An 18638-nucleotide genomic window follows, 5' to 3' on the forward strand; every position below is an offset into this window, starting at 1 on the left:
GTCCTCTTGAGGCCTTGCAACTTCCCACGTTATGAAGGTGGTTGCCGGGGTACACGTGTCACGTGTGCGTGATCTCCGAGCGTGCTCGGACTGCCGTCCGAGGCGGCAGTTGCCCCCTGCGCAGGCGACAACTCGCCCCAGATGGCACAATCTGTGCATGGAACGCGACGGCCAACTCGAGCTCTACACGCTGGTCGCGGCCCGGCTCAAAGAAGCGCATGCAAGAGTGCGCGCACTGCAAGTACCGGAGGGCGTACGGATGGCGCTGACCCGGAAGCTGCTGGTCATTACGGCCGCGGCCAAGCACGATCTCGCCAACGCGGCAAGGCGGCTGGAACTGTTCATCACGGACCTCGACGAGGGTCGATTCCCCGAAGAGGAACGCTGAATCAGTCAAGGCAGCCGAGTTCATTGCGGCACAAGGGTGATAAGCCCGTTTCGTGTTTGATTTGCGGTATATATCTGCCTAACGTGCGAAAACGCTTGAACGGATTCGTTCGGGCGATGTCTCCGAAGGGGAAGACGTGAACAAGGCGCAGCTCGTAGAAGCGATTGCCGACAAGATGGGCGGTCGACAGCAGGCCGCCGACGCCGTCGACGCGGTCCTCGATGCCATCGTCCGCGCCGTGGTCGCGGGGGACCGGGTATCCGTCACCGGTTTCGGTTCGTTCGAGAAGGTCGACCGTCCGGCCCGCTACGCCCGCAACCCCCAGACCGGCGAGCGGGTCCGGGTCAAGAAGACGTCGGTGCCGCGCTTCCGCGCGGGACAGGGGTTCAAGGACCTGGTGAGCGGCTCGAAGAAGCTGCCGCGCGGTGGCGAGGTCGCCGTCAAGAAGGCGCCCAAGGGCAGCCTGTCCGGCGGGGCTTCGGCGACGGTGAAGAAGGCCGCCGCCAAGAAGACCGCGAAGACGGCCGCCGCGAAGAAGGCCGCCGTCAAGAAGACGACGGCGAAGGAGACGGCAGCCAAGAAGGCTCCGGCGAAGAAGACCACCACCAAGCAGGCCGCGCCGGCCGCCAAGACCGCCGCGGCGAAGAAGACGGCAGCCAAGAAGGCCCCGGCGAAGAAGGCCACGGCCACCAAGGCGCCCGCCAAGAAGTCGACCGCACGCAAGACCACCGCCAAGAAGACCACCGCCCGCAAGAAGTAACGGCGGCCGAGCGGTACTCACGCGCCGGGCCGGACTCCGTCACGGAGCCCGGCCCGCGGTGTGTCCGGCATCCCGCCGTACGCCGCGGCGGGTCAGAACGTGTGGAGCGTCACCAGCGTGATCCGCCGGGCCCCGCCCTCGCCCTCGGTCTCGACGCGCACCCGCTGCCCGGGTCGCAGCAGCCTGAGGCCCCCGGCGTCGAAGGCCCGCGCGTCGAAGGGCACCGGTGTGCCGTCGTCCAGCAGCACCTGGCCGCTGCGGCTTTCCGGATCGTAGGTGTACGCGGTCGCCTGCATGTCGGCAGCCTACTGCTCCGCGACCAGCAACCGTGCGGTGGCGGCCGCCGTGCGCGGCCCCACGCCCAGCGCCAGCGCCGCCCGCAGATCGTCGCCCGTGTCCACGTCCTGCCGTACGGAATCCACCGCGTCGAGGCAGAGTTCGACGGCTCCGAACGCCCGGTGCCGGGCCCGGGAACCGGGGCCGAAGGAGGGACTCAATTCCTCGTTCGGTGCCGCGGAGAGCAGCGTGGTGCCGACGGCCGCGGCATCGGAGAGGAATGCGCGCGGGAAGGCGGCGGCCCGGTCGAGGACGCGGGCCAATTCGGCCGGGCGCAGCGCCGGGAGATCGGCGTTGAGGGCCGCCACGGGCCCCGCGTCCCGGAAGGCGCGCACGGCGACGGCCGCGTGCGCGAGTGCCGCGTTCAGGCCGCCGCCCGGTTCGTCGGAGACGATGTGGGCGCCGAGCGCGGCCAGCTCACGGCCGGCCAGGGCGTCGCCCGTGACGACCACCACTTCGCGCACGGCGCGGCAGGCCAGCGCGGCCGCGACCGTGTCCTGAGCGAAGGCCAGGGCCAGCCCCGGACGCACCGCGTCGTCCGCGGTGTCCGCGAGCCTGCTCTTGGCCTCGGCCAGTGGTTTCAGGGGTACCACCAAGGTCCACTGCACGCGTGTTACGTCCCTCTCTCGTCGTCGCCATTGTCCCCCGTGGCACCCGGTGGCCAGGGGGTCGGGGCGTACGGTGTTCTCGACAGACCGGCGGCCCGGGGCGACACTTGTGCGGCCCGCCTGGCCCCCGGTTCCAGGACTTAGAGGAAGGTGTCCCTGTGCCGCGCCGCAGAATCGGCTTTTGGTACCGCTTCGCCGCGGTTCTCTGTAAACCGCCGCTGGTGGTTCTGCTCAAGCGGGACTGGCGCGGAATGGAGAACATTCCGGCTGAGGACGGATTTATCACCGCGGTAAACCACAATTCGCACATCGATCCCTTCGCCTATGCGCACTTCCAGTACAACACCGGGCGCGTTCCGCGATTCCTGGCGAAGAGCGGTCTTTTCAAGAAGGGATTCGTCGGTGCCGCAATGCGGGGCACCGGGCAGATTCCCGTCTACCGGGAAAGCACGGACGCGCTCAGCGCCTTCCGGGCCGCGATCGACGCCGTGGAGCGCGGTGAGTGCGTCGCCTTCTACCCCGAGGGCACCCTCACCCGTGATCCGCACGGCTGGCCCATGACCGGCAAGACCGGTGCCGCGCGGGTGGCCCTGCAGACCAAGTGCCCCGTCATCCCGGTCGCGCAGTGGGGCGCCAACGAGGTGCTGCCGCCGTACGCCACCAAGCCCCGCTTCTTCCCGCGCAAGACCCACCGCGTGCTGGCCGGACCGCCCGTGGACCTGGACCGCTTCTACGACCGGGAGATGACTCCGGAGCTGCTCAAGGAGGCAACCGAGGCCATCATGGCGGCGGTGACCCGTCTGCTGGAGGAGATCCGCGGGGAGAAGGCCCCCGAGGTGCCCTACGACCCGCGCCGCGAGCGCTCGGAGCAGGGTCGCAAGACCCGGGCCCAGACCCGGCCGAGGCGGCAGGAGGGGGCGCCTGAGCACGGATCGCCGGAGGACCGGCGGCAGGAGGAGCACAGGCCCGGAGAACGGGCCGTCGCGCGGGAAGAGGGGCTGGGCAAGTGAGCAAACCGGTCAAGGCCGCCGTGTTCGGCACCGGATCGTGGGGCACGGCCTTCGGCATGGTGCTCGCCGACGCGGGATGCGACGTCGTGCTGTGGGCACGGCGTCCCGAACTCGTGGAAGCGGTCAACTCCACCCGCACCAACCCCGACTACCTGCCCGGTGTCGAACTCCCGGAGAACCTGCGGGCCACCACCGACGCCGCCGAGGCCGCGCGCGACGCCGACTTCACCGTTCTCGCGGTCCCCTCGCAGACGCTGCGCGGCAACCTCACCGGATGGAAACCGCTGCTCGCCCCGGACACGGTCCTGGTGTCGCTGATGAAGGGCGTCGAACTCGGCTCCGCCATGCGGATGAGCGAGGTGATCGAGGACGTCGCCGGAGCCGGCGCCGACCGGATCGCCGTGGTCACCGGACCCAACCTCGCCCGTGAGATCGCCGCCCGGATGCCGGCCGCCGCAGTCGTCGCCTGCACCGACGGGGCCGTGGCCCAGCGGCTCCAGGCCGCCTGCCACACGCCGTACTTCCGCCCGTACACCAACACCGACGTCGTCGGCTGCGAACTGGGCGGCGCGGTGAAGAACGTGATCGGGCTGGCCGTCGGCATCGCGGACGGCATGGGGCTCGGCGACAACGCCAAGGGCTCGCTCATCACCCGCGGGCTCGCCGAGACCACCCGGCTCGGCGTGGCGCTCGGCGCGGACCCGCTGACCTTCGCCGGACTCGCCGGCCTGGGCGACCTGGTGGCCACCTGCTCCTCACCGCTCTCGCGCAACCACACCTTCGGCACCAACCTCGGCAAGGGCATGACCCTCGAGGAGACCGTCGCGGTCACCAAGCAGACCGCCGAGGGCGTCAAGTCCTGCGAGTCGGTGCTGGACCTGGCCCGCCGGCACGGCGTCGACATGCCGCTCACCGAGACGGTCGTCGGCATCGTGCACGAGGGCAAGTCGCCGGTGGTCGCCCTCAAGGAGCTGATGTCGCGCAGCGCGAAACCCGAGCGACGCTGAGCGACGCCGAGCGGCGCCGAGCGACCACGGGCGGCGTCCGTACGACGGCGGCGCGGGCGACCCTCCGTTTGCCACGTCGCGGGCGCTTCATCGTGGCTGTACCACCGGGTACTCTCATCGCCATATGAGCACCGAGAACCTTCCCCAGAGCCCCGAGCAGCCGCCTCGCAAGCCGCGTGTGGCCGTTGTGTTCGGCGGGCGCAGCTCCGAGCACGGGATCTCCGTGGTCACCGCCGGCGCCGTCCTCAAGGCCATCGACCGGACCAAGTACGAGGTCCTGCCGATCGGCATCACCCAGGACGGCCGGTGGGCGCTCACCGCCGACGAGCCGGACCGCATGGCCATCGTCGACCGGCGGCAGCCCAGCGTGGACCAGCTCGCCGACTCGACCGAGGGCGCGGTGGTGCTCCCCCTCGATCCCGGCAACCGTGAAGTCGTCTACAACGAGCCCGGTTCGGTGCCCAAGGCGCTCGGCGAGGTCGACGTCGTCTTCCCGGTGCTGCACGGCCCCTACGGGGAGGACGGCACCCTGCAGGGACTCCTGGAGCTCTCCGGCGTCCCCTACGTGGGCTCCGGGGTGCTCGCCTCGGCCGTCGGCCAGGACAAGGAGTACATGAAGCGGGTGTTCACCTCCTTCGGGCTGAGGGTCGGCCCGTACGTGGTGATCCGGCCGCGCGAATGGGAGCGCGACGAGTCCGCCGCCCGCAAGAAGATCATCGATTTCGCCGGCGAGCACGGCTGGCCGCTGTTCGTGAAGCCCGCACGGGCGGGCTCCTCGATCGGCATCACCAAGGTCGACGACCTCTCCGGCCTGGACGAGGCGATCGCCGAGGCCCAGCGGCACGACCCGAAGATCCTGGTGGAGGCGGCCCTGCGCGGCCGTGAGATCGAGTGCGGTGTGCTGGAGTTCGAGGACGGCCCGCGCGCCTCGGTCCCCGCCGAGATCCCGCCGCCGGACGCGCACGCCTACTACGACTTCGACGCCAAGTACATCGACTCCACGCCCGGACTGGTGCCCGCACCGCTGACCGGCGAGGAGACGGCCGAGGTACGCGGGCTGGCGGTGGAGGCGTTCGAGGCGGCCGGCTGCGAGGGGCTGGTGCGCGCGGACTTCTTCCTCACCGAGGACGGCGAGTTCGTGATCAACGAGATCAACACGATGCCCGGCTTCACGCCCATCTCGATGTACCCGAAGATGTGGCAGGCCACCGGCGTCGAATACCCGGAGCTGGTGGACCGACTGGTGCAGGCGGCGCTCCGCCGCCCGACCGGACTGCGCTGAGCCCACAGCCGGTACCCGGGCGGCGGGACAGGTTCTAGGAGGCGATCCCCTCGGGGATCGCCTCCTTGACGGCCGGGGCGAGATCGATCAGTACGCCCGTGCTGTCCCGCCTGTCGGTCACCCGCACCTCGACATAGGCTTCACGGTTGGCGGTCGTGAAGCGGTACGTCTCGTCGTCCTGCTGTTCCATCAGCCAGTCGACGCCGTTCACGCCCCCCGCCATCGCGTCCGGGTCGTTGCCGTTCGCCACCTTGGGGTCGATCATCTTCGGCGGCTGCCCGACACCGCACCGCAGTATGATCGCCACGCCGCCCCAGCCCGCGGTCAGTTCGGACGCGGGTTCGGGATCGTCGCGATTCTCACCGTCCACCGTCGCCGGCAGGGCCTTGTCCAGGTTCCGGCACAGCTCGGTGACCTTCGCGTCCGGGCTGGGAACCGCCGTCGACGTGCTGTCGTCTGCCGAGGAGCAGCCCGCGGTGGTGATCAGCACGACGGCGGCGAGTGCGGGCAGGACTGCGTGACGGTGACGGAAGGAGCTCACCGGCACAGGGTAGACGGGGGCTACAGATGGACGACCGGGCAGGTCAGGGTACGGGTGATGCCGTCCACCTGCTGGACTTTCGCGACCACCATGCGCCCCAGGTCGTCGACGGTGTCGGCTTGGGCGCGCACGATGACGTCATAGGGTCCGGTCACGTCCTCGGCCTGGACGACTCCGGGGATCTCGCCGATCAGATCGGCGACGGTCGACGCCTTGCCGACCTCCGTCTGGATCAGGATGTACGCCTGTACCACGAAACCTCCAGAGCGGACACGAGGATCATGTGGGGAAAAGGAACGCCACGGTATCGCGTCGCCGCTCTTCGCGGGGAGACCTGCGGGGCCCGGACTCCGCGCGCCGGGGTCCGGACTGGACAGAAGGTGACGGTCACTTCGACCGTAGCGAGGACACAGACGACTCGCGACCGGGAACGGGACCGGGAACGGACAGGGAAAGAAGGGGAGCTGGGGAAATGAAGGGCACTGTTGGTGAGCTCGGGGAGTTCGGGCTCATCAGGGAGCTCACCTCCCGCCTCACCACCACGCCGGCGGTCCGGGTCGGCCCCGGCGACGACGCCGCGGTGGTCGCCGCACCCGACCGCAGGGTCGTGGCCAGCACCGACATCCTGTTGGAGGGCCGTCACTTCCGCCGCGACTGGTCCACGGCCTACGACGTCGGCCGCAAGGCCGCCGCCCAGAACCTCGCCGACATCGCCGCCATGGGCGCCGTGCCGACCGCGCTGCTGCTCGGCCTGGTCGTCCCCGCGGAACTGCCGGTGACCTGGCCCTCGGAGCTGATGGACGGCCTGCGCGACGAATGCCAGGTCGCGGGTGCCGCAGTGGTCGGCGGAGACGTCGTCCGCGGTGACACGATCATGGTCTCGATCACCGCGCTCGGTGACCTGCGCAACCAGGAGGCGGTGACCCGGAGCGGCGCACAGCCCGGCGACCTCGTCGCGGTGACCGGCTGGCTCGGCTGGTCCGCGGCCGGGCACGCGGTGCTCTCGCGCGGCTTCCGCTCGCCGCGCGCCTTCGTGGAGGCGCACCGCCGCCCCGAGCCGCCGTACCACGCGGGTCCCGCGGCCGCGGGGCTGGGCGCGACGGCGATGTGCGACGTGAGCGACGGACTGATCGCCGACCTCGGTCACATCGCCGAGGCCAGCAAGGTGCGCATCGACATCCGTTCCGGAGCGATCGACATCCCCTCCCAGATGAACGACATCGGACAGGCCGTCGGTGTCGACCCCATGCAGTGGGTGCTGACCGGGGGAGAGGACCACGCGATCGTGGCCACCTTCCCGCCGGACGTGAAACTGCCCGCCCGATGGAAGGTGATAGGCGAGGTGCTCAACCCTTCGGCGCTGCCCCAGGTGACGGTCGACGGGGCCCCCTGGACCGTTCAGGCCGGGTGGGACCACTTCGGGGACATCGAGTCATGAGCGCCGGGGTCGCTCCACCGAGGGTGCTGACCGTGGCCGGCTCGGACTCCGGCGGGGGCGCGGGAATCCAGGCCGACCTGAAGACGATGCTCGCGCTGGGCACGCACGGCATGAGCGTGGTCACCGCGGTGACCGCGCAGAACTCCCTGGGTGTGCAGGGCGCCTGGCCGCTGCCGGTGGAGGCGGTACGGGCCCAGTACCGCAGCGTCGTCGACGACATCGGCGTCCAGGCGGTCAAGACCGGCATGCTGGCCTCCGCCGAACTCGTCGAGGCGGTGGCCGATCTGATCTCCGGGACCCGGGCGCCGGTGGTCGTCGACCCGGTCGGAGTCTCCAAGCACGGGGACGCGCTGCTGGCGTCCTCCGCGCTGGACTCCGTACGGACGAAGCTGCTGCCGGTCGCGACCGTGGCCACGCCGAACCTGGACGAAGTGGCACAACTCACCGGTGTGCGGGTGGAGTCGGAGAAGGGCTTCCGCCGGGCCGCGGAGGCGCTGCTGGAGTTCGGGCCGCGGTGGGTCGTGATCAAGGGCGGTCACCTCGCCGGGGACACGAGCGAGGCCGTCGACCTGCTGACGGACGGTTCACAGGAACACTGGCTGCGCGCTCCGAGGTACGACAACCGGCACACCCACGGCACGGGCTGCACCCTCGCCTCGGCGATCGCCGCGCACCTGGCGAAGGGCCGGCCGGTGCCGGCGGCGGTGACGGCCGCCAAGGAGTACGTCACGGGGGCGATCGCGGCCGGATTCGCGCTGGGTGGCGGAATCGGGCCGGTGGATCACGGATGGGCGCTGACGGGAGCCGACACGGGCTGAGAGCGCCCGCCCGGCAGACGTACGTACGGGAGCCGACCCGTGCGGGCACGGCAAAAAGCCGGTCCACTTCGGGTGGACCGGCTCAGTGCGGTGGACCAGCTGTGGCCGCGCGCTCAGTGAGAGCGTCAGCGCGAGACCTTGCCGGCCTTGATGCACGAGGTGCAAGCGTTCACGCGCTTCGGCGTCCCGCCCACCACGGTACGCACGCGCTGGATGTTCGGGTTCCAGCGACGGGGCGTACGGCGGTGCGAGTGCGAGATGTTGTTGCCGAAGCCCGGCCCCTTGCCGCAGACGTCGCAGTTGGCAGCCACGGGTCACTCCAAAGACTTCAGATGCACTTACGGTTGATCCCGGCACGGCCGGGATCAGGATGCCGGAGCTCCAGGAGCCCTTGGGAATCTGAGTGGCTTTGCCAGGGAGAGGCCCGATTCGGATCGGGCAACCGGAGCAGCATACAACGGCTGCACCAGTAGAACGAAACTACCATGGCAGCTCAGGGGCCCGTCCCGGCCCGCTTCCGCCGCCCGGCACCCCAAGGTCTACGCTGCGAGCCACGGCCGGCAGCTCAGGGAGGCGCAGGTGGCGCAGGTGCCGCAGACATTCTTCGATGCTCTCGCGGTGCGTGCCTGGTGCGGACTCGCGCTCGACGCCCTCGGCCGGGCGCGTGAGGAGATCGACGCGATCAACGTCTACCCCGTGGCGGACGGCGACACCGGTACGAATCTCTACCTGACGGTCGAGTCCGCCGCCACGGCGGTCGAGGCGGTGTTCGCGGGGCACGAGGCCGAGCGGACCGACCGGGCTCATGACCCCGACGGGCCCGAGGGGCCCACGCTGGCCGAGGCGGCGCGGGCGATGGCGCACGGTGCGTTGATCGGTGCCCGCGGGAACTCCGGGACGATCCTGGCCCAGTTGCTGCGGGGGATGGCACAGGTGCTGGCCGGGTACGAGACGGAGACCCACGCCGACGGGCAGGGGCTGCGGCAGGCCCTGCGCAACGCGGCCGACTCCGCGCGCCAGGCCGTGGCCCACCCCGTCGAGGGCACCGTGCTCACCGTCGCCTCGGCCGCCGCCGACGCGGCCGGCGGAGCGGAGGGCGACTGCGGGGCGGTCGCGCGGGCGGCCTACGAGGGAGCCGGCGCGGCCCTCGCCGCGACACCGGGCCAGCTGGCCGTGCTCCAGCGGGCGGGAGTGGTGGACGCGGGCGGCAGGGGGCTGGTGGCGGTGCTCGGGGCGCTGGTGGAGACGTTCACGGGGGAGACACCGAGAAGCCCGGCGCCCGATTCCGTGCGCCACGCGCGCGTGGCGCACGGCGCGTCCGCCGGGTCCGCGCAGTGCGCCGACGGTGAGGGGGCGACGGGGCTCACCGGGCCCGCCTTCGAGGTGATCTACCTCCTGGAGGCCTCGGACGCGGCCGTGGAGCGGCTGCGGCAGCGGCTCGACGGTCTCGGGGACTCGCTCGTCGTGGTCGGCGGCGACGGACTGTGGAACGTCCACGTCCACGTCGACGACGCCGGCGCCGCCGTGGAGGCGGGGGTCGAGGCCGGACGCCCGCACCGTATCCGGATCACGCACTTCGGCGCCGGTGACGCACACACCTCCGGTGCCGGGCGTCCGCTCCAGGAACGTGTCCAGCGGGCCGTGGTGGCCGTGGTGCCCGGAGAGGGGCTCGCCGGCCTGTACACCGAGGCCGGTGCGACCACGGTGCTCGCCCGGCCCGGTGAGCCGCCGGCGAGCGGTGAGCTCGTCGAGGCCGTGCGGCGGGCGCACGCGCGTGAGGTGGTGCTGCTGCCCAACGACGAGGAGCTGCGTCACACCGCCGCCGCGGCGGCCGAACAGGCCCGTGCCGAAGGGCTCCGGGTGGCGCTCATCCCGACCCGTTCCGCGGTCCAGGGCATCGCGGCGCTCGCGGTGCACGAGCCGGAGCGCCGCTTCGACGAGGATGTGGTGGCGATGACCTCGGCGGCCGGCGCGACCCGGTACGCCGAGGTCACCGTCGCCGAACGGCAGTCCTGGACCATGGCCGGGATCTGCCAGGCCGGCGACGTCCTCGGCCTCATCGACGGTGATGTGGCCGTGATCGGCGACGACGTCACGGCCACCGCCGCGGCCGTCCTGGACCGGATGCTCGCCGCGGGCGGGGAGATGGTCACCCTGGTCCTCGGCGACGAGACCCCGCACACCCTCGCCGCCCACCTGGAGGCCAGGGTCCGTGAGGGCTACCTGGCGGTCGACACGGTGCTCTACCACGGCGGCAGACAGGGCGCCCTGCTCCTCATCGGCGTGGAGTGAACACCGGGGCCCTCCCGTCGTGAGCGCGGTCGCTCTGGACCGGCCCGTAGGACCGGCGCGTGCCGGAGCGCGTCCTCCTGAAACCCCGGTGACTGGCCTGACCAGGGATTTCCCGAGACGTTCAGGGGCGTTCCGGCTCCCGCGTTCCCGCTTTGTCAGTGCCTTGGTGTGCAATGGATCTCGTGCCCGCACTGCGAGAACCACTGGAACAGCCACTGAAGTCGGTGCTCGGCCCTCCCACCGCGAAGGTGATGGCCGAGCACCTCGGCCTGCACACGGTCGGCGACCTCCTCCACCACTACCCCCGCAGGTACGAGGAGCGCGGTCAGCTCACGCACCTCGTCGACCTCCCCATGGACGAGCACGTCACCGTGGTCGCCCAGGTCGCCGACGCCCGCCTGCACACCTTCGCCTCCTCCAAGGCCCCGCGCGGCAAGGGCCAACGCCTGGAGGTCACCATCACGGACGGCAGCGGCCGGCTCCAACTGGTCTTCTTCGGCAACGGCGTCCACAAACCGCACAAGGAACTCCTGCCCGGCACCCGCGCGATGTTCGCCGGCAAGGTCTCCGTCTTCAATCGTCGACTCCAACTCGCCCACCCTGCTTACGAGTTGCTACGAGGTGACTCAGAGGAGAGCGTGGAGACCTGGGCCGGCGCACTGATCCCGATCTATCCCGCCACCGCCAAGCTGGAGTCCTGGAAGATCGGCAAGGCGCTCCAGACCGTCCTGCCCAGTGCCCGGGACGCCGTGGACCCCCTCCCCGGCGCACTGCGTGAGGGGCGCGGCATGGTCCCGCTGCCCGAGGCCCTGCTGAAGATCCACCGCCCGCAGACCAGGGCCGACATCGAGGACGCCCGCGCCCGCCTCAAATGGGACGAGGCCTTCGTCCTCCAGGTCGCCCTCGCCCGCCGCCGCCATGCCGACGCCCTGCTTCCCGCCGTCGCCCGCAGACCGAGGCCGGACGGCCTGCTCGCGGCCTTCGACGACCGCCTCCCCTTCACGCTCACCGAGGGCCAGCAGAAGGTCTCGAAGGAGATCTTCGACGACCTGGCGACGGAGCACCCGATGCACCGGCTGCTCCAGGGCGAGGTGGGCAGCGGAAAGACCCTGGTCGCCCTGCGCGCCATGCTCGCCGTCGTCGACGCAGGGGGACAGGCGGCCATGCTCGCGCCCACCGAGGTGCTCGCCCAGCAGCACCACCGGTCGGTCACCGAGATGATGGGCGAGCTGGCCGAGGGAGGAATGCTGGGCGGGGCGGAGAACGCCACCAAAGTGGTGCTGCTCACCGGCTCCATGGGCGCGGCGGCCCGCCGCCAGGCCCTGCTCGACCTGGCCACCGGTGAGGCCGGCGTCGTGATCGGCACCCACGCGCTGATCGAGGACAAGGTCCAGTTCCACGACCTGGGCCTGGTCGTCGTCGACGAGCAGCATCGGTTCGGCGTGGAACAGCGCGACGCCCTGCGCGGCAAGGGCAAGCAGCCCCCGCACCTGCTCGTCATGACCGCCACCCCCATTCCGCGCACGGTCGCGATGACCGTCTTCGGTGACCTGGAGACCTCCGTCCTAGACCAGCTCCCGGCCGGCCGCTCGCCCATCGCCAGCCATGTCGTCCCCGCCGCCGACAAGCCCCACTTCCTGGCCCGCGCCTGGGAGCGGGTGCGCGAGGAGGTCGAGGGCGGCCATCAGGCGTACGTGGTCTGCCCGCGCATCGGCGACGAGGAGGACGAGCCGAAGGCAGGGAAGAAGAAACCCCCCGCGGCCGCGGGGGAGACCGATGCCGAGAGGCGTCCGCCGCTCGCCGTCCTCGACGTCGCCGACCACCTTGCGAAGGGGCCGCTGCAGGGTCTCCGCGTGGAGGTCCTGCACGGCAGGATGCAGCCCGACGACAAGGACGCCGTCATGCGCCGCTTCGCCGCGGGCGAGACCGACGTCCTGGTCGCCACCACCGTCATCGAGGTCGGGGTCAACGTCCCCAACGCGACCGCGATGGTGATCATGGACGCGGACCGCTTCGGCGTCTCCCAGCTCCACCAGCTGCGCGGCCGGGTCGGACGCGGCTCGGCCCCCGGCCTGTGCCTGCTGGTCACCGAGATGCCCGAGGCGAGCCCGGCCCGGCAGCGGCTGGGCGCGGTCGCCGCCACCCTCGACGGCTTCGAGCTCTCCCGCATCGACCTCGAACAGCGCCGCGAGGGCGACGTCCTGGGCCAGGCCCAGTCCGGCACCCGCTCCAGCCTGCGCATGCTCGCCGTCATCGACGACGAGGAGATCATCGTCGAGGCCCGTGAGGAGGCGGCCGCGGTCGTCGCCGCAGACCCCGACCTGGAGCGTCTGCCGGGGCTGCGCACGGCACTGGCCGCCCTGCTGGACGACGAGCGGGAGCAGTACCTGGAGAAGGGCTGACAGACTGGAACCATCCTTCGGGCCCGCGGCACCCAGCCACGTACGCGAACGCATCCCGAACGCACCGACACGCATCCCGAACACATTCCGAGCGCACCGACAAGGACGAGGACCAGGACATGACCCGCGTGATCGCCGGCCGGGCCGGCGGGCGCCGCCTGGGCGTACCGCCGGGCAACGGCACCCGACCCACCTCCGACCGTGCGCGCGAAGGCCTGTTCTCCACCTGGCAGGCCCTCCTCGGCGGCCCGCTGGAGGGCGAGCGCGTCCTCGACCTGTACGCCGGCTCCGGCGCCGTGGGCCTGGAGGCCCTGTCCCGGGGAGCGGGGCACACCCTCCTCGTCGAGGCCGACGCCAGGGCCGTCCGCACGGTCCGGGACAACATCAGGGCGCTGGGACTGCCCGGCGCCGAAGTCAGACCGGGCAAGGCGGAACAGGTCATCCGCACGCCCCCGCCGACGGCCGGGCCGTACGACATCGTCTTCCTCGACCCCCCGTACAGCGTCTCCGACGACGATCTTCGCGAGATCTTGCTCACACTCCGTTCCGGGGGGTGGCTCGCCGAGGAAGCCGTCGTCACCGTGGAGCGCAGCACCAGAGGCGGAGAGTTCGGGTGGCCGCCCGGTTTCGACGCGATCAGGGCCCGTCGCTACGGCGAGGGAACGTTTTGGTACGGTCGCGCCGCCTCTACGTGCGAAGACGCACGATGACCGGACCGGAGAGCGAGGGATCGCAAGTGCGCCGCGCCGTATGCCCCGGGTCGTTCGACCCGATCACCAACGGACATCTCGACATCATCGGCCGCGCCTCCAGCCTCTACGACGAGGTCTACGTCGCGGTGATGATCAACCAGTCCAAGAAGGGCCTGTTCGAGGTCGAGGAACGCATCGACCTGATCGGCCGGGTCACCGCCGAGTACGGAAACGTACGGGTCGAAGCCTTCCACGGTCTCCTCGTCGACTTCTGCAAGCAGCGCGACATCCCCGCGATCGTCAAGGGCCTGCGCGCGGTCAGCGACTTCGACTACGAGCTGCAGATGGCCCAGATGAACAACGGCCTCTCGGGTGTGGAGACCCTCTTCATCCCCACCAACCCCACCTACAGCTTCCTGTCGTCCTCCCTGGTCAAAGAGGTCGCCACCTGGGGCGGCGACGTCTCGCACCTGGTGCCCCCGGAAGTCCTCTCCGCTCTCTCCGAGCGGCTGCGCAGGGACTGAGCGCCGCCGGGGCGGCCGCCCGGGGCGGCGGGGCCCCGGCAATCCGACGGCCGGTGTTCCCCGCCAGGCCCGGGGCCGTACAGTCGTTGCGTCCGTCTCCAACACAGCTGTAGAGAGTGGCGAGCACACGGTGGACGTGCAGAAGAAGCTGGACGAGATCGTCGCCGCGGTCTCCGGTGCCCGGTCGATGCCCATGTCGGCCTCGTGCGTGGTCAACCGCGCAGAGCTGCTCTCGATGCTCGAAGAGGTGCGCGCGGCGCTGCCCGACTCCCTCGCCCAGGCCCAGGAACTCATCGGCGACCGCGAGCAGATGGTCGAGCAGGCCCGCCAGGAGGCCGAGCGGATCATCGAGGGCGCGCACGCCGAGCGCGGCTCCCTGATCTCCGGCACGGAGGTCGCCCGCCGCTCCCAGTCCGAGGCCGACCGGATCCTCGCCGAGGCCCGCAGGGAGGCCGAAGAGGTCCGCGCGGAGGCCGACGACTACGTCGACTCCAAGCTCGCCAACTTCGAGGTCGTCCTCACCAAGACACTCGGCTCCGTCGGCCGCGGCCGCGAGAAGCTGCTCGGCACCGGACCCGGTCTCGACGAGCAGGGCTATGTGGACCCCGAGGAAGACGACGCCCCCGAGCGCAGTCACGACCCGGAGACCCTGCGCCGCAGCGCCGACGAGTACGTCGACGTCAAGCTCGGTGCCTTCGAGGCGGTCCTCGCCAAGACCCTGGAGGCGGTGGGCCGGGGCCGTCAGACCCTGCACGGCCGGATCGCCAGCGACGACCTCGGTGCCCTCGCCGAGGACTCCACCACGATCCAGCACTCCAGCGACGCCGACTACCTCGCCGACCTCGCGGCCATGCCGGACATCCCGGCCCAGCGGGCCCCGCAGCAGCCGCAGGAAGCGCCGCAGGCACCCCAGCAGGCGCCGCACATCCCCCAGCAGGACCCGCAGCAGCAGGACTACGCCCAGCAGCAGGCGGCGTACGACTACCAGCAGCCCGACCCGTACGGCGGCTACCAGCAGCAGTACGGCGGCGGGCAGGATCCGTACGGCTACCAGCAGCAGGCCGCCCAGCAGGACCCGTACGCCGCCTACCAGGGCTACGAGACCCCGCAGCAGCCGGCGTACGACCCGGGCCAGGCCCAGCAGGGCTACGTCCCGCAGCAGCAACAGACCCCGGCCGTCCTCGACGAGACCAGCCTCTTCGACACCAGCATGATCAGTGCCGAACAGCTGCGGGCCTACGAACAGGGCCGCGGCAACGGCTGACCGGCCCGTCGCCGGTTGCCACGGGGCCGGATTGGGCGGAGAGCCGAAGGTCCAGTATCCTGGCTCCTCGGTCGTGTGCACATCCGCGATCCACGCTGCCCGGGAACCCCACGGGTCGGCGTTCCCCAAGCTCGAAGATCGAAAGCAGGAATGGCTCTGAACGCCCGCCTCGACCACCGTAATCCCCTCGTGTTCGACACGCACGAGCTGGGACGGAGGCCGGGCGCGCTGCAGCGGCTGACCCGCTCGGTCGAGGCGCCCAGGGACTTCGGTATCCAGGGAGTCGTCGGAGTGCCGGAAGGCGCCCCGGTGGAGCTTGAACTCCGGCTCGAGTCGGTCATGGAAGGGGTGCTCGTCACGGGCACCGCCCGTGCGACGGCCGAGGGGGAGTGCGTAAGGTGTCTGGAGCCGCTCGAGCTGGAGCTCGTGGCGGATTTCCAGGAGATGTTCTCGTACCCTGACGCCGACGACCGGGGCCGTGCGATCGCGGAGCCGGGCGACGACGCCGAGGACGACGAGGACAGGCTCTTCCTCGAGGACGGCATGCTCGACCTCGAGACCGTGCTGCGTGACGCGGTGGTGCTCGCACTGCCGATGCAGCCGGTGTGCCAGGACGACTGCCCCGGCCTGTGCTCCGAATGCGGAGCCCGGCTCGCGGACGACCCGGACCACCACCACGACGCCGTCGACATCCGTTGGGCGGCACTGCAGGGACTCGCCGGTTCACTCGAAGATGGCGAGAAGGACGAGATGAGCGGCGACGGGCCAGGATCCGCGGACGCCGCCGAGAAGCAGGAGAAGTAGCCGTGGCTGTTCCGAAGCGGAAGATGTCGCGCAGCAACACGCGCCACCGCCGGTCGCAGTGGAAGGCTGCGGTCCCCACCCTGGTTGCGTGCGAGCGCTGCCACGAGCCCAAGCAGCAGCACATCGCGTGCCCGTCTTGCGGCACCTACAACAAGCGCCAGGTCCTCGAGGTCTGAGCGGCTGGTGAGAGGCACTGTGTCCACGTCCAAGAAGCAGGCGTCCCGCGTGAGCGGGAGCGGATCGGCGGACGACAACCAGGCCTCGTCCCACACGCTTCTGGAAGGGCGGCTCGGCTACCGGCTCGAGTCCGCCCTTCTGGTGCGTGCGCTGACCCACCGCTCCTACGCGTACGAGAACGGCGGCCTGCCGACGAACGAGCGGCTGGAGTTCCTCGGGGACTCCGTGCTCGGCCTCGTCGTCACGGACACGCTGTACCGCACCCACCCCGACCTGCCCGAGGGCCAGCTGGCCAAGTTGCGGGCCGCGGTGGTCAACTCGCGTGCGCTGGCGGAGGTGGGCCGCGGGCTCGATCTCGGTTCCTTCATCCGGCTCGGCCGCGGTGAAGAGGGCACAGGTGGCCGGGACAAGGCGTCCATCCTCGCCGACACCCTCGAAGCGGTGATCGGCGCGGTCTATCTCGACCAGGGCCTTGAGGCGGCCTCCGAACTGGTGCACCGCCTGTTCGATCCGCTGATCGAGAAGTCCTCGAACCTCGGTGCCGGCCTGGACTGGAAGACCAGTCTCCAGGAGCTCACCGCGACCGAAGGGCTCGGCGTGCCCGAGTACCTGGTCACGGAGACCGGCCCCGACCATGAGAAGACCTTCACTGCTGCCGCCCGCGTCGGAGGCGTCTCGTACGGCACCGGCACCGGCCGCAGCAAGAAGGAGGCGGAGCAGCAGGCCGCCGAGTCCGCCTGGCGGTCCATCCGGACCGCGGCCGACGAGCGTGCCGCGGCGGCCGCCAGGGCCGAGACGGACGAGCCGGCCGCCGACGTCGACGCGGGTGCCGAACCGGCCGCCGGCGCACCGTCGGCCTCCGCCTGACACCACACACGCCGAGCGCGCCCCGAGCGCCCGCCCTGACGGGGCGGGCGCTCGGGGCGCGCTCGTGGACCGATCCTCGAAGGGGGAACGATGCCCGAGTTGCCCGAGGTCGAGGTCGTACGGCGGGGACTGGAGCGGTGGGTCGCCCACCGGACCGTCGCCGAGGCCGAGGTGCTGCACCCGCGTGCGGTACGCCGCCACGTCGCCGGCGCCGAGGACTTCACGCACCGTCTGAAGGGGCGTCGTGTCGGTGTCCCCAGCCGCCGCGGCAAGTACCTGTGGCTGCCCCTGGAGGGCACGGGCCAGTCCGTCCTGGCCCACCTCGGCATGAGCGGCCAGCTGCTGGTCCAGCCGCACACGGCGGTGGACGAGAAGCATCTGCGGGTCCGGGTCCGCTTCACGGACGCGCTGGACACCGAACTCCGCTTCGTCGACCAACGCACCTTCGGCGGGCTGTCGTTGCACGAGAACACTCCCGAGGGCCTGCCCGACGTCATCGCGCACATCGCCCGCGACCCGCTCGACCCGCTCTTCGACGACGACGCCTTCCACCGGGCACTGCGCCGCAAGCGCACCACCATCAAACGGGCCCTGCTGGACCAGTCGCTGATCAGCGGCGTCGGCAACATCTACGCGGACGAGGCGCTGTGGCGGGCCCGCATCCACTACGAGCGTCCGACGGAGACCTTCACCCGCCCGCGCTCCCAGCTCCTCCTGGGCCATGTGCGGGACGTGATGAACGCCGCCCTCGCGGTGGGCGGCACCAGCTTCGACAGCCTCTACGTCGACGTCAACGGCGAGTCGGGCTACTTCGACCGGTCCCTCGATGCCTACGGGCGGGAGGACCTGCCCTGCCGTCGCTGCGGTACGCCGATACGCCGACGGCCCTGGATGAACCGGTCCAGCTACTTCTGCCCGAGGTGTCAGCGGGCTCCGCGCGCGTCGTAACTCTCCCGCGCCAGGAGCACGTCGTCCATGCTGTCTTCCAGGAAGTGGATGAGGGACAGCACGCGTCGCGCGGCCTCGTGGCCCAGCGGGGTGAGTTCGTAGTCCACCCGGGGCGGGTTGGTCGGCTGTGCCTCGCGGTGCACCAGGCCGTCGCGTTCCAGCGCGTGCAGCGTCTGGGACAGCATCTTCTCGCTCACACCGTCCACGCGGCGGCGCAGCTCGTTGAAGCGCAGCGAGCCCTCGGACAGCGCCCCGAGCGTCAGCGCGCCCCAGCGCCCCGTCACGTGTTCCAGCGTGCCGCGTGAGGGGCACTCCTTGGCGAACGCGTTGTAGGGGAGCCCCGGACCCCCCGGGTACCGCCGCGTGGTCGTCATGCGATCAGCGTACTTCAGCGCAGCGCTTACCAGCAGAATGCACTAACTGGGAGTCAGTACCGAGAAACACGGGCGGCGGCCCGGGAAGCCCCGAACCGCCGTCCGC

The 18638-nt window shown here is 71.0% G+C and carries 22 protein-coding genes; 16 read left to right on the top strand and 6 right to left on the bottom strand.

From position 1 onward, the window contains the following. The first annotated feature begins 157 nt into the window (after positions 1 to 157). Both AB0I73_RS12920 and AB0I73_RS12925 read left to right on the top strand, forming a co-directional pair. Positions 158 to 388: a hypothetical protein gene (locus tag AB0I73_RS12920; RefSeq protein WP_109383772.1), complete on the top strand. Its 231-nt coding sequence runs from the start codon at positions 158 to 160 to the stop codon at positions 386 to 388. Between the two features lie 136 nt (positions 389 to 524). Then, positions 525 to 1148, top strand: coding sequence for an HU family DNA-binding protein (locus AB0I73_RS12925; RefSeq protein WP_363036633.1), 624 nt, complete (start codon positions 525 to 527; stop codon positions 1146 to 1148). A gap of 92 nt (positions 1149 to 1240) precedes the next feature. Here AB0I73_RS12925 and AB0I73_RS12930 read toward each other — a convergent pair whose 3' ends face one another. Then, positions 1241 to 1444: a hypothetical protein gene (locus AB0I73_RS12930; RefSeq protein ID WP_363036635.1), complete on the bottom strand. Its 204-nt coding sequence runs from the start codon at positions 1442 to 1444 to the stop codon at positions 1241 to 1243. Between the two features lie 9 nt (positions 1445 to 1453). Continuing rightward, entirely contained in the window at positions 1454 to 2092 is a 639-nt protein-coding gene (cofC, locus tag AB0I73_RS12935; protein ID WP_363036637.1) for a 2-phospho-L-lactate guanylyltransferase, read from the bottom strand. Between the two features lie 158 nt (positions 2093 to 2250). Between cofC and AB0I73_RS12940 the strand changes: the two genes are divergently transcribed. The 3 genes from AB0I73_RS12940 to AB0I73_RS12950 all read left to right on the top strand — a co-directional run bounded on the left by AB0I73_RS12940 (position 2251) and on the right by AB0I73_RS12950 (position 5391). After that, a complete protein-coding gene (locus AB0I73_RS12940) occupies positions 2251 to 3102 on the top strand; it encodes a lysophospholipid acyltransferase family protein (protein WP_363036639.1) in 852 nt (283 codons plus the stop codon). Continuing rightward, positions 3099 to 4109 (top strand): NAD(P)H-dependent glycerol-3-phosphate dehydrogenase, encoded by a 1011-nt coding sequence (locus AB0I73_RS12945; protein ID WP_363036641.1) that lies wholly within the window; start codon positions 3099 to 3101, stop codon positions 4107 to 4109. Before AB0I73_RS12940 ends, AB0I73_RS12945 begins: the two co-directional genes overlap by 4 nt. A 124-nt stretch (positions 4110 to 4233) precedes the next feature. Beyond that, complete coding sequence (locus AB0I73_RS12950) at positions 4234 to 5391, top strand: D-alanine--D-alanine ligase family protein (protein ID WP_363036643.1); 1158 nt, start codon at positions 4234 to 4236, stop codon at positions 5389 to 5391. Positions 5392 to 5425: 34 nt separating this feature from the next. Here the strand turns inward: AB0I73_RS12950 and AB0I73_RS12955 are convergent, their stop codons facing one another. Beyond that, entirely contained in the window at positions 5426 to 5932 is a 507-nt protein-coding gene (locus AB0I73_RS12955) for a DUF3515 domain-containing protein (RefSeq protein WP_363036644.1), read from the bottom strand. 20 nt (positions 5933 to 5952) lie between these two features. Next, positions 5953 to 6186 (bottom strand): Lrp/AsnC ligand binding domain-containing protein, encoded by a 234-nt coding sequence (locus AB0I73_RS12960; RefSeq protein WP_055572420.1) that lies wholly within the window; start codon positions 6184 to 6186, stop codon positions 5953 to 5955. 218 nt (positions 6187 to 6404) lie between these two features. Here AB0I73_RS12960 and AB0I73_RS12965 point away from each other — a divergent pair, with 218 nt between their 5' ends. Both AB0I73_RS12965 and thiD read left to right on the top strand, forming a co-directional pair. Then, positions 6405 to 7370 (top strand): thiamine-phosphate kinase, encoded by a 966-nt coding sequence (locus AB0I73_RS12965; RefSeq protein ID WP_363036646.1) that lies wholly within the window; start codon positions 6405 to 6407, stop codon positions 7368 to 7370. Beyond that, positions 7367 to 8188: a bifunctional hydroxymethylpyrimidine kinase/phosphomethylpyrimidine kinase gene (gene thiD, locus AB0I73_RS12970; protein WP_363036648.1), complete on the top strand. Its 822-nt coding sequence runs from the start codon at positions 7367 to 7369 to the stop codon at positions 8186 to 8188. The genes AB0I73_RS12965 and thiD overlap by 4 nt, the downstream gene beginning before the upstream one ends. Before the next feature lie 125 nt (positions 8189 to 8313). Here thiD and rpmB read toward each other — a convergent pair whose 3' ends face one another. Next, positions 8314 to 8499: a 50S ribosomal protein L28 gene (gene rpmB / locus AB0I73_RS12975; RefSeq protein ID WP_004924906.1), complete on the bottom strand. Its 186-nt coding sequence runs from the start codon at positions 8497 to 8499 to the stop codon at positions 8314 to 8316. 268 nt (positions 8500 to 8767) lie between these two features. Between rpmB and AB0I73_RS12980 the strand changes: the two genes are divergently transcribed. From AB0I73_RS12980 to mutM, 9 genes are all read left to right on the top strand, one after another. Further along, on the top strand, positions 8768 to 10480 hold the full coding sequence (locus AB0I73_RS12980; RefSeq protein WP_363036650.1) for a DAK2 domain-containing protein: 1713 nt from the start codon (positions 8768 to 8770) through the stop codon (positions 10478 to 10480). A gap of 173 nt (positions 10481 to 10653) precedes the next feature. Beyond that, complete coding sequence (gene recG, locus AB0I73_RS12985) at positions 10654 to 12882, top strand: ATP-dependent DNA helicase RecG (protein ID WP_363036652.1); 2229 nt, start codon at positions 10654 to 10656, stop codon at positions 12880 to 12882. A 119-nt stretch (positions 12883 to 13001) separates the two neighbouring features. Further along, on the top strand, positions 13002 to 13592 hold the full coding sequence (gene rsmD, locus AB0I73_RS12990; protein ID WP_363036654.1) for a 16S rRNA (guanine(966)-N(2))-methyltransferase RsmD: 591 nt from the start codon (positions 13002 to 13004) through the stop codon (positions 13590 to 13592). Between the two features lie 26 nt (positions 13593 to 13618). Next, complete coding sequence (gene coaD, locus AB0I73_RS12995; RefSeq protein ID WP_202276186.1) at positions 13619 to 14098, top strand: pantetheine-phosphate adenylyltransferase; 480 nt, start codon at positions 13619 to 13621, stop codon at positions 14096 to 14098. A 130-nt stretch (positions 14099 to 14228) separates the two neighbouring features. Next, positions 14229 to 15362, top strand: coding sequence for an ATP synthase F0 subunit B (locus AB0I73_RS13000; RefSeq protein WP_363036656.1), 1134 nt, complete (start codon positions 14229 to 14231; stop codon positions 15360 to 15362). 150 nt (positions 15363 to 15512) lie between these two features. Beyond that, on the top strand, positions 15513 to 16166 hold the full coding sequence (locus AB0I73_RS13005; RefSeq protein WP_109381740.1) for a YceD family protein: 654 nt from the start codon (positions 15513 to 15515) through the stop codon (positions 16164 to 16166). A gap of 2 nt (positions 16167 to 16168) precedes the next feature. Next, positions 16169 to 16342 (top strand): 50S ribosomal protein L32, encoded by a 174-nt coding sequence (gene rpmF, locus AB0I73_RS13010; protein ID WP_003951102.1) that lies wholly within the window; start codon positions 16169 to 16171, stop codon positions 16340 to 16342. 49 nt (positions 16343 to 16391) lie between these two features. Continuing rightward, positions 16392 to 17210, top strand: a complete 819-nt coding sequence (gene rnc, locus AB0I73_RS13015) for a ribonuclease III (protein ID WP_109381793.1) — start codon at positions 16392 to 16394, stop codon at positions 17208 to 17210. 90 nt (positions 17211 to 17300) lie between these two features. Then, the gene (gene mutM, locus AB0I73_RS13020) at positions 17301 to 18158 is read left to right on the top strand and encodes a bifunctional DNA-formamidopyrimidine glycosylase/DNA-(apurinic or apyrimidinic site) lyase (protein WP_363036658.1); all 858 of its coding nucleotides are present in this window, start codon (positions 17301 to 17303) and stop codon (positions 18156 to 18158) included. Here mutM and AB0I73_RS13025 read toward each other — a convergent pair. Next, entirely contained in the window at positions 18134 to 18532 is a 399-nt protein-coding gene (locus tag AB0I73_RS13025; protein WP_363036660.1) for a helix-turn-helix domain-containing protein, read from the bottom strand. The genes mutM and AB0I73_RS13025 overlap by 25 nt on opposite strands. Between the last annotated feature and the right edge of the window lie 106 nt (positions 18533 to 18638).

It is taken from the genome of Streptomyces sp. NPDC050388 (genome assembly GCF_040655635.1).
Classification (GTDB): domain Bacteria; phylum Actinomycetota; class Actinomycetes; order Streptomycetales; family Streptomycetaceae; genus Streptomyces.

Coding starts and splice junctions, on each gene's coding strand:
- AB0I73_RS12965 (WP_363036646.1), top strand. CDS start 6,405: ATGAAGGGCACTGTTGGTGAGCTCGGGGAGTTCGGGCTCATCAGGGAG.
- AB0I73_RS12930 (WP_363036635.1), bottom strand. CDS start 1,444: ATGCAGGCGACCGCGTACACCTACGATCCGGAAAGCCGCAGCGGCCAG.
- mutM (WP_363036658.1), top strand. CDS start 17,301: ATGCCCGAGTTGCCCGAGGTCGAGGTCGTACGGCGGGGACTGGAGCGG.
- AB0I73_RS13025 (WP_363036660.1), bottom strand. CDS start 18,532: ATGACGACCACGCGGCGGTACCCGGGGGGTCCGGGGCTCCCCTACAAC.
- thiD (WP_363036648.1), top strand. CDS start 7,367: ATGAGCGCCGGGGTCGCTCCACCGAGGGTGCTGACCGTGGCCGGCTCG.
- AB0I73_RS12950 (WP_363036643.1), top strand. CDS start 4,234: ATGAGCACCGAGAACCTTCCCCAGAGCCCCGAGCAGCCGCCTCGCAAG.
- recG (WP_363036652.1), top strand. CDS start 10,654: ATGGATCTCGTGCCCGCACTGCGAGAACCACTGGAACAGCCACTGAAG.
- AB0I73_RS13005 (WP_109381740.1), top strand. CDS start 15,513: ATGGCTCTGAACGCCCGCCTCGACCACCGTAATCCCCTCGTGTTCGAC.
- AB0I73_RS12920 (WP_109383772.1), top strand. CDS start 158: ATGGAACGCGACGGCCAACTCGAGCTCTACACGCTGGTCGCGGCCCGG.
- rsmD (WP_363036654.1), top strand. CDS start 13,002: ATGACCCGCGTGATCGCCGGCCGGGCCGGCGGGCGCCGCCTGGGCGTA.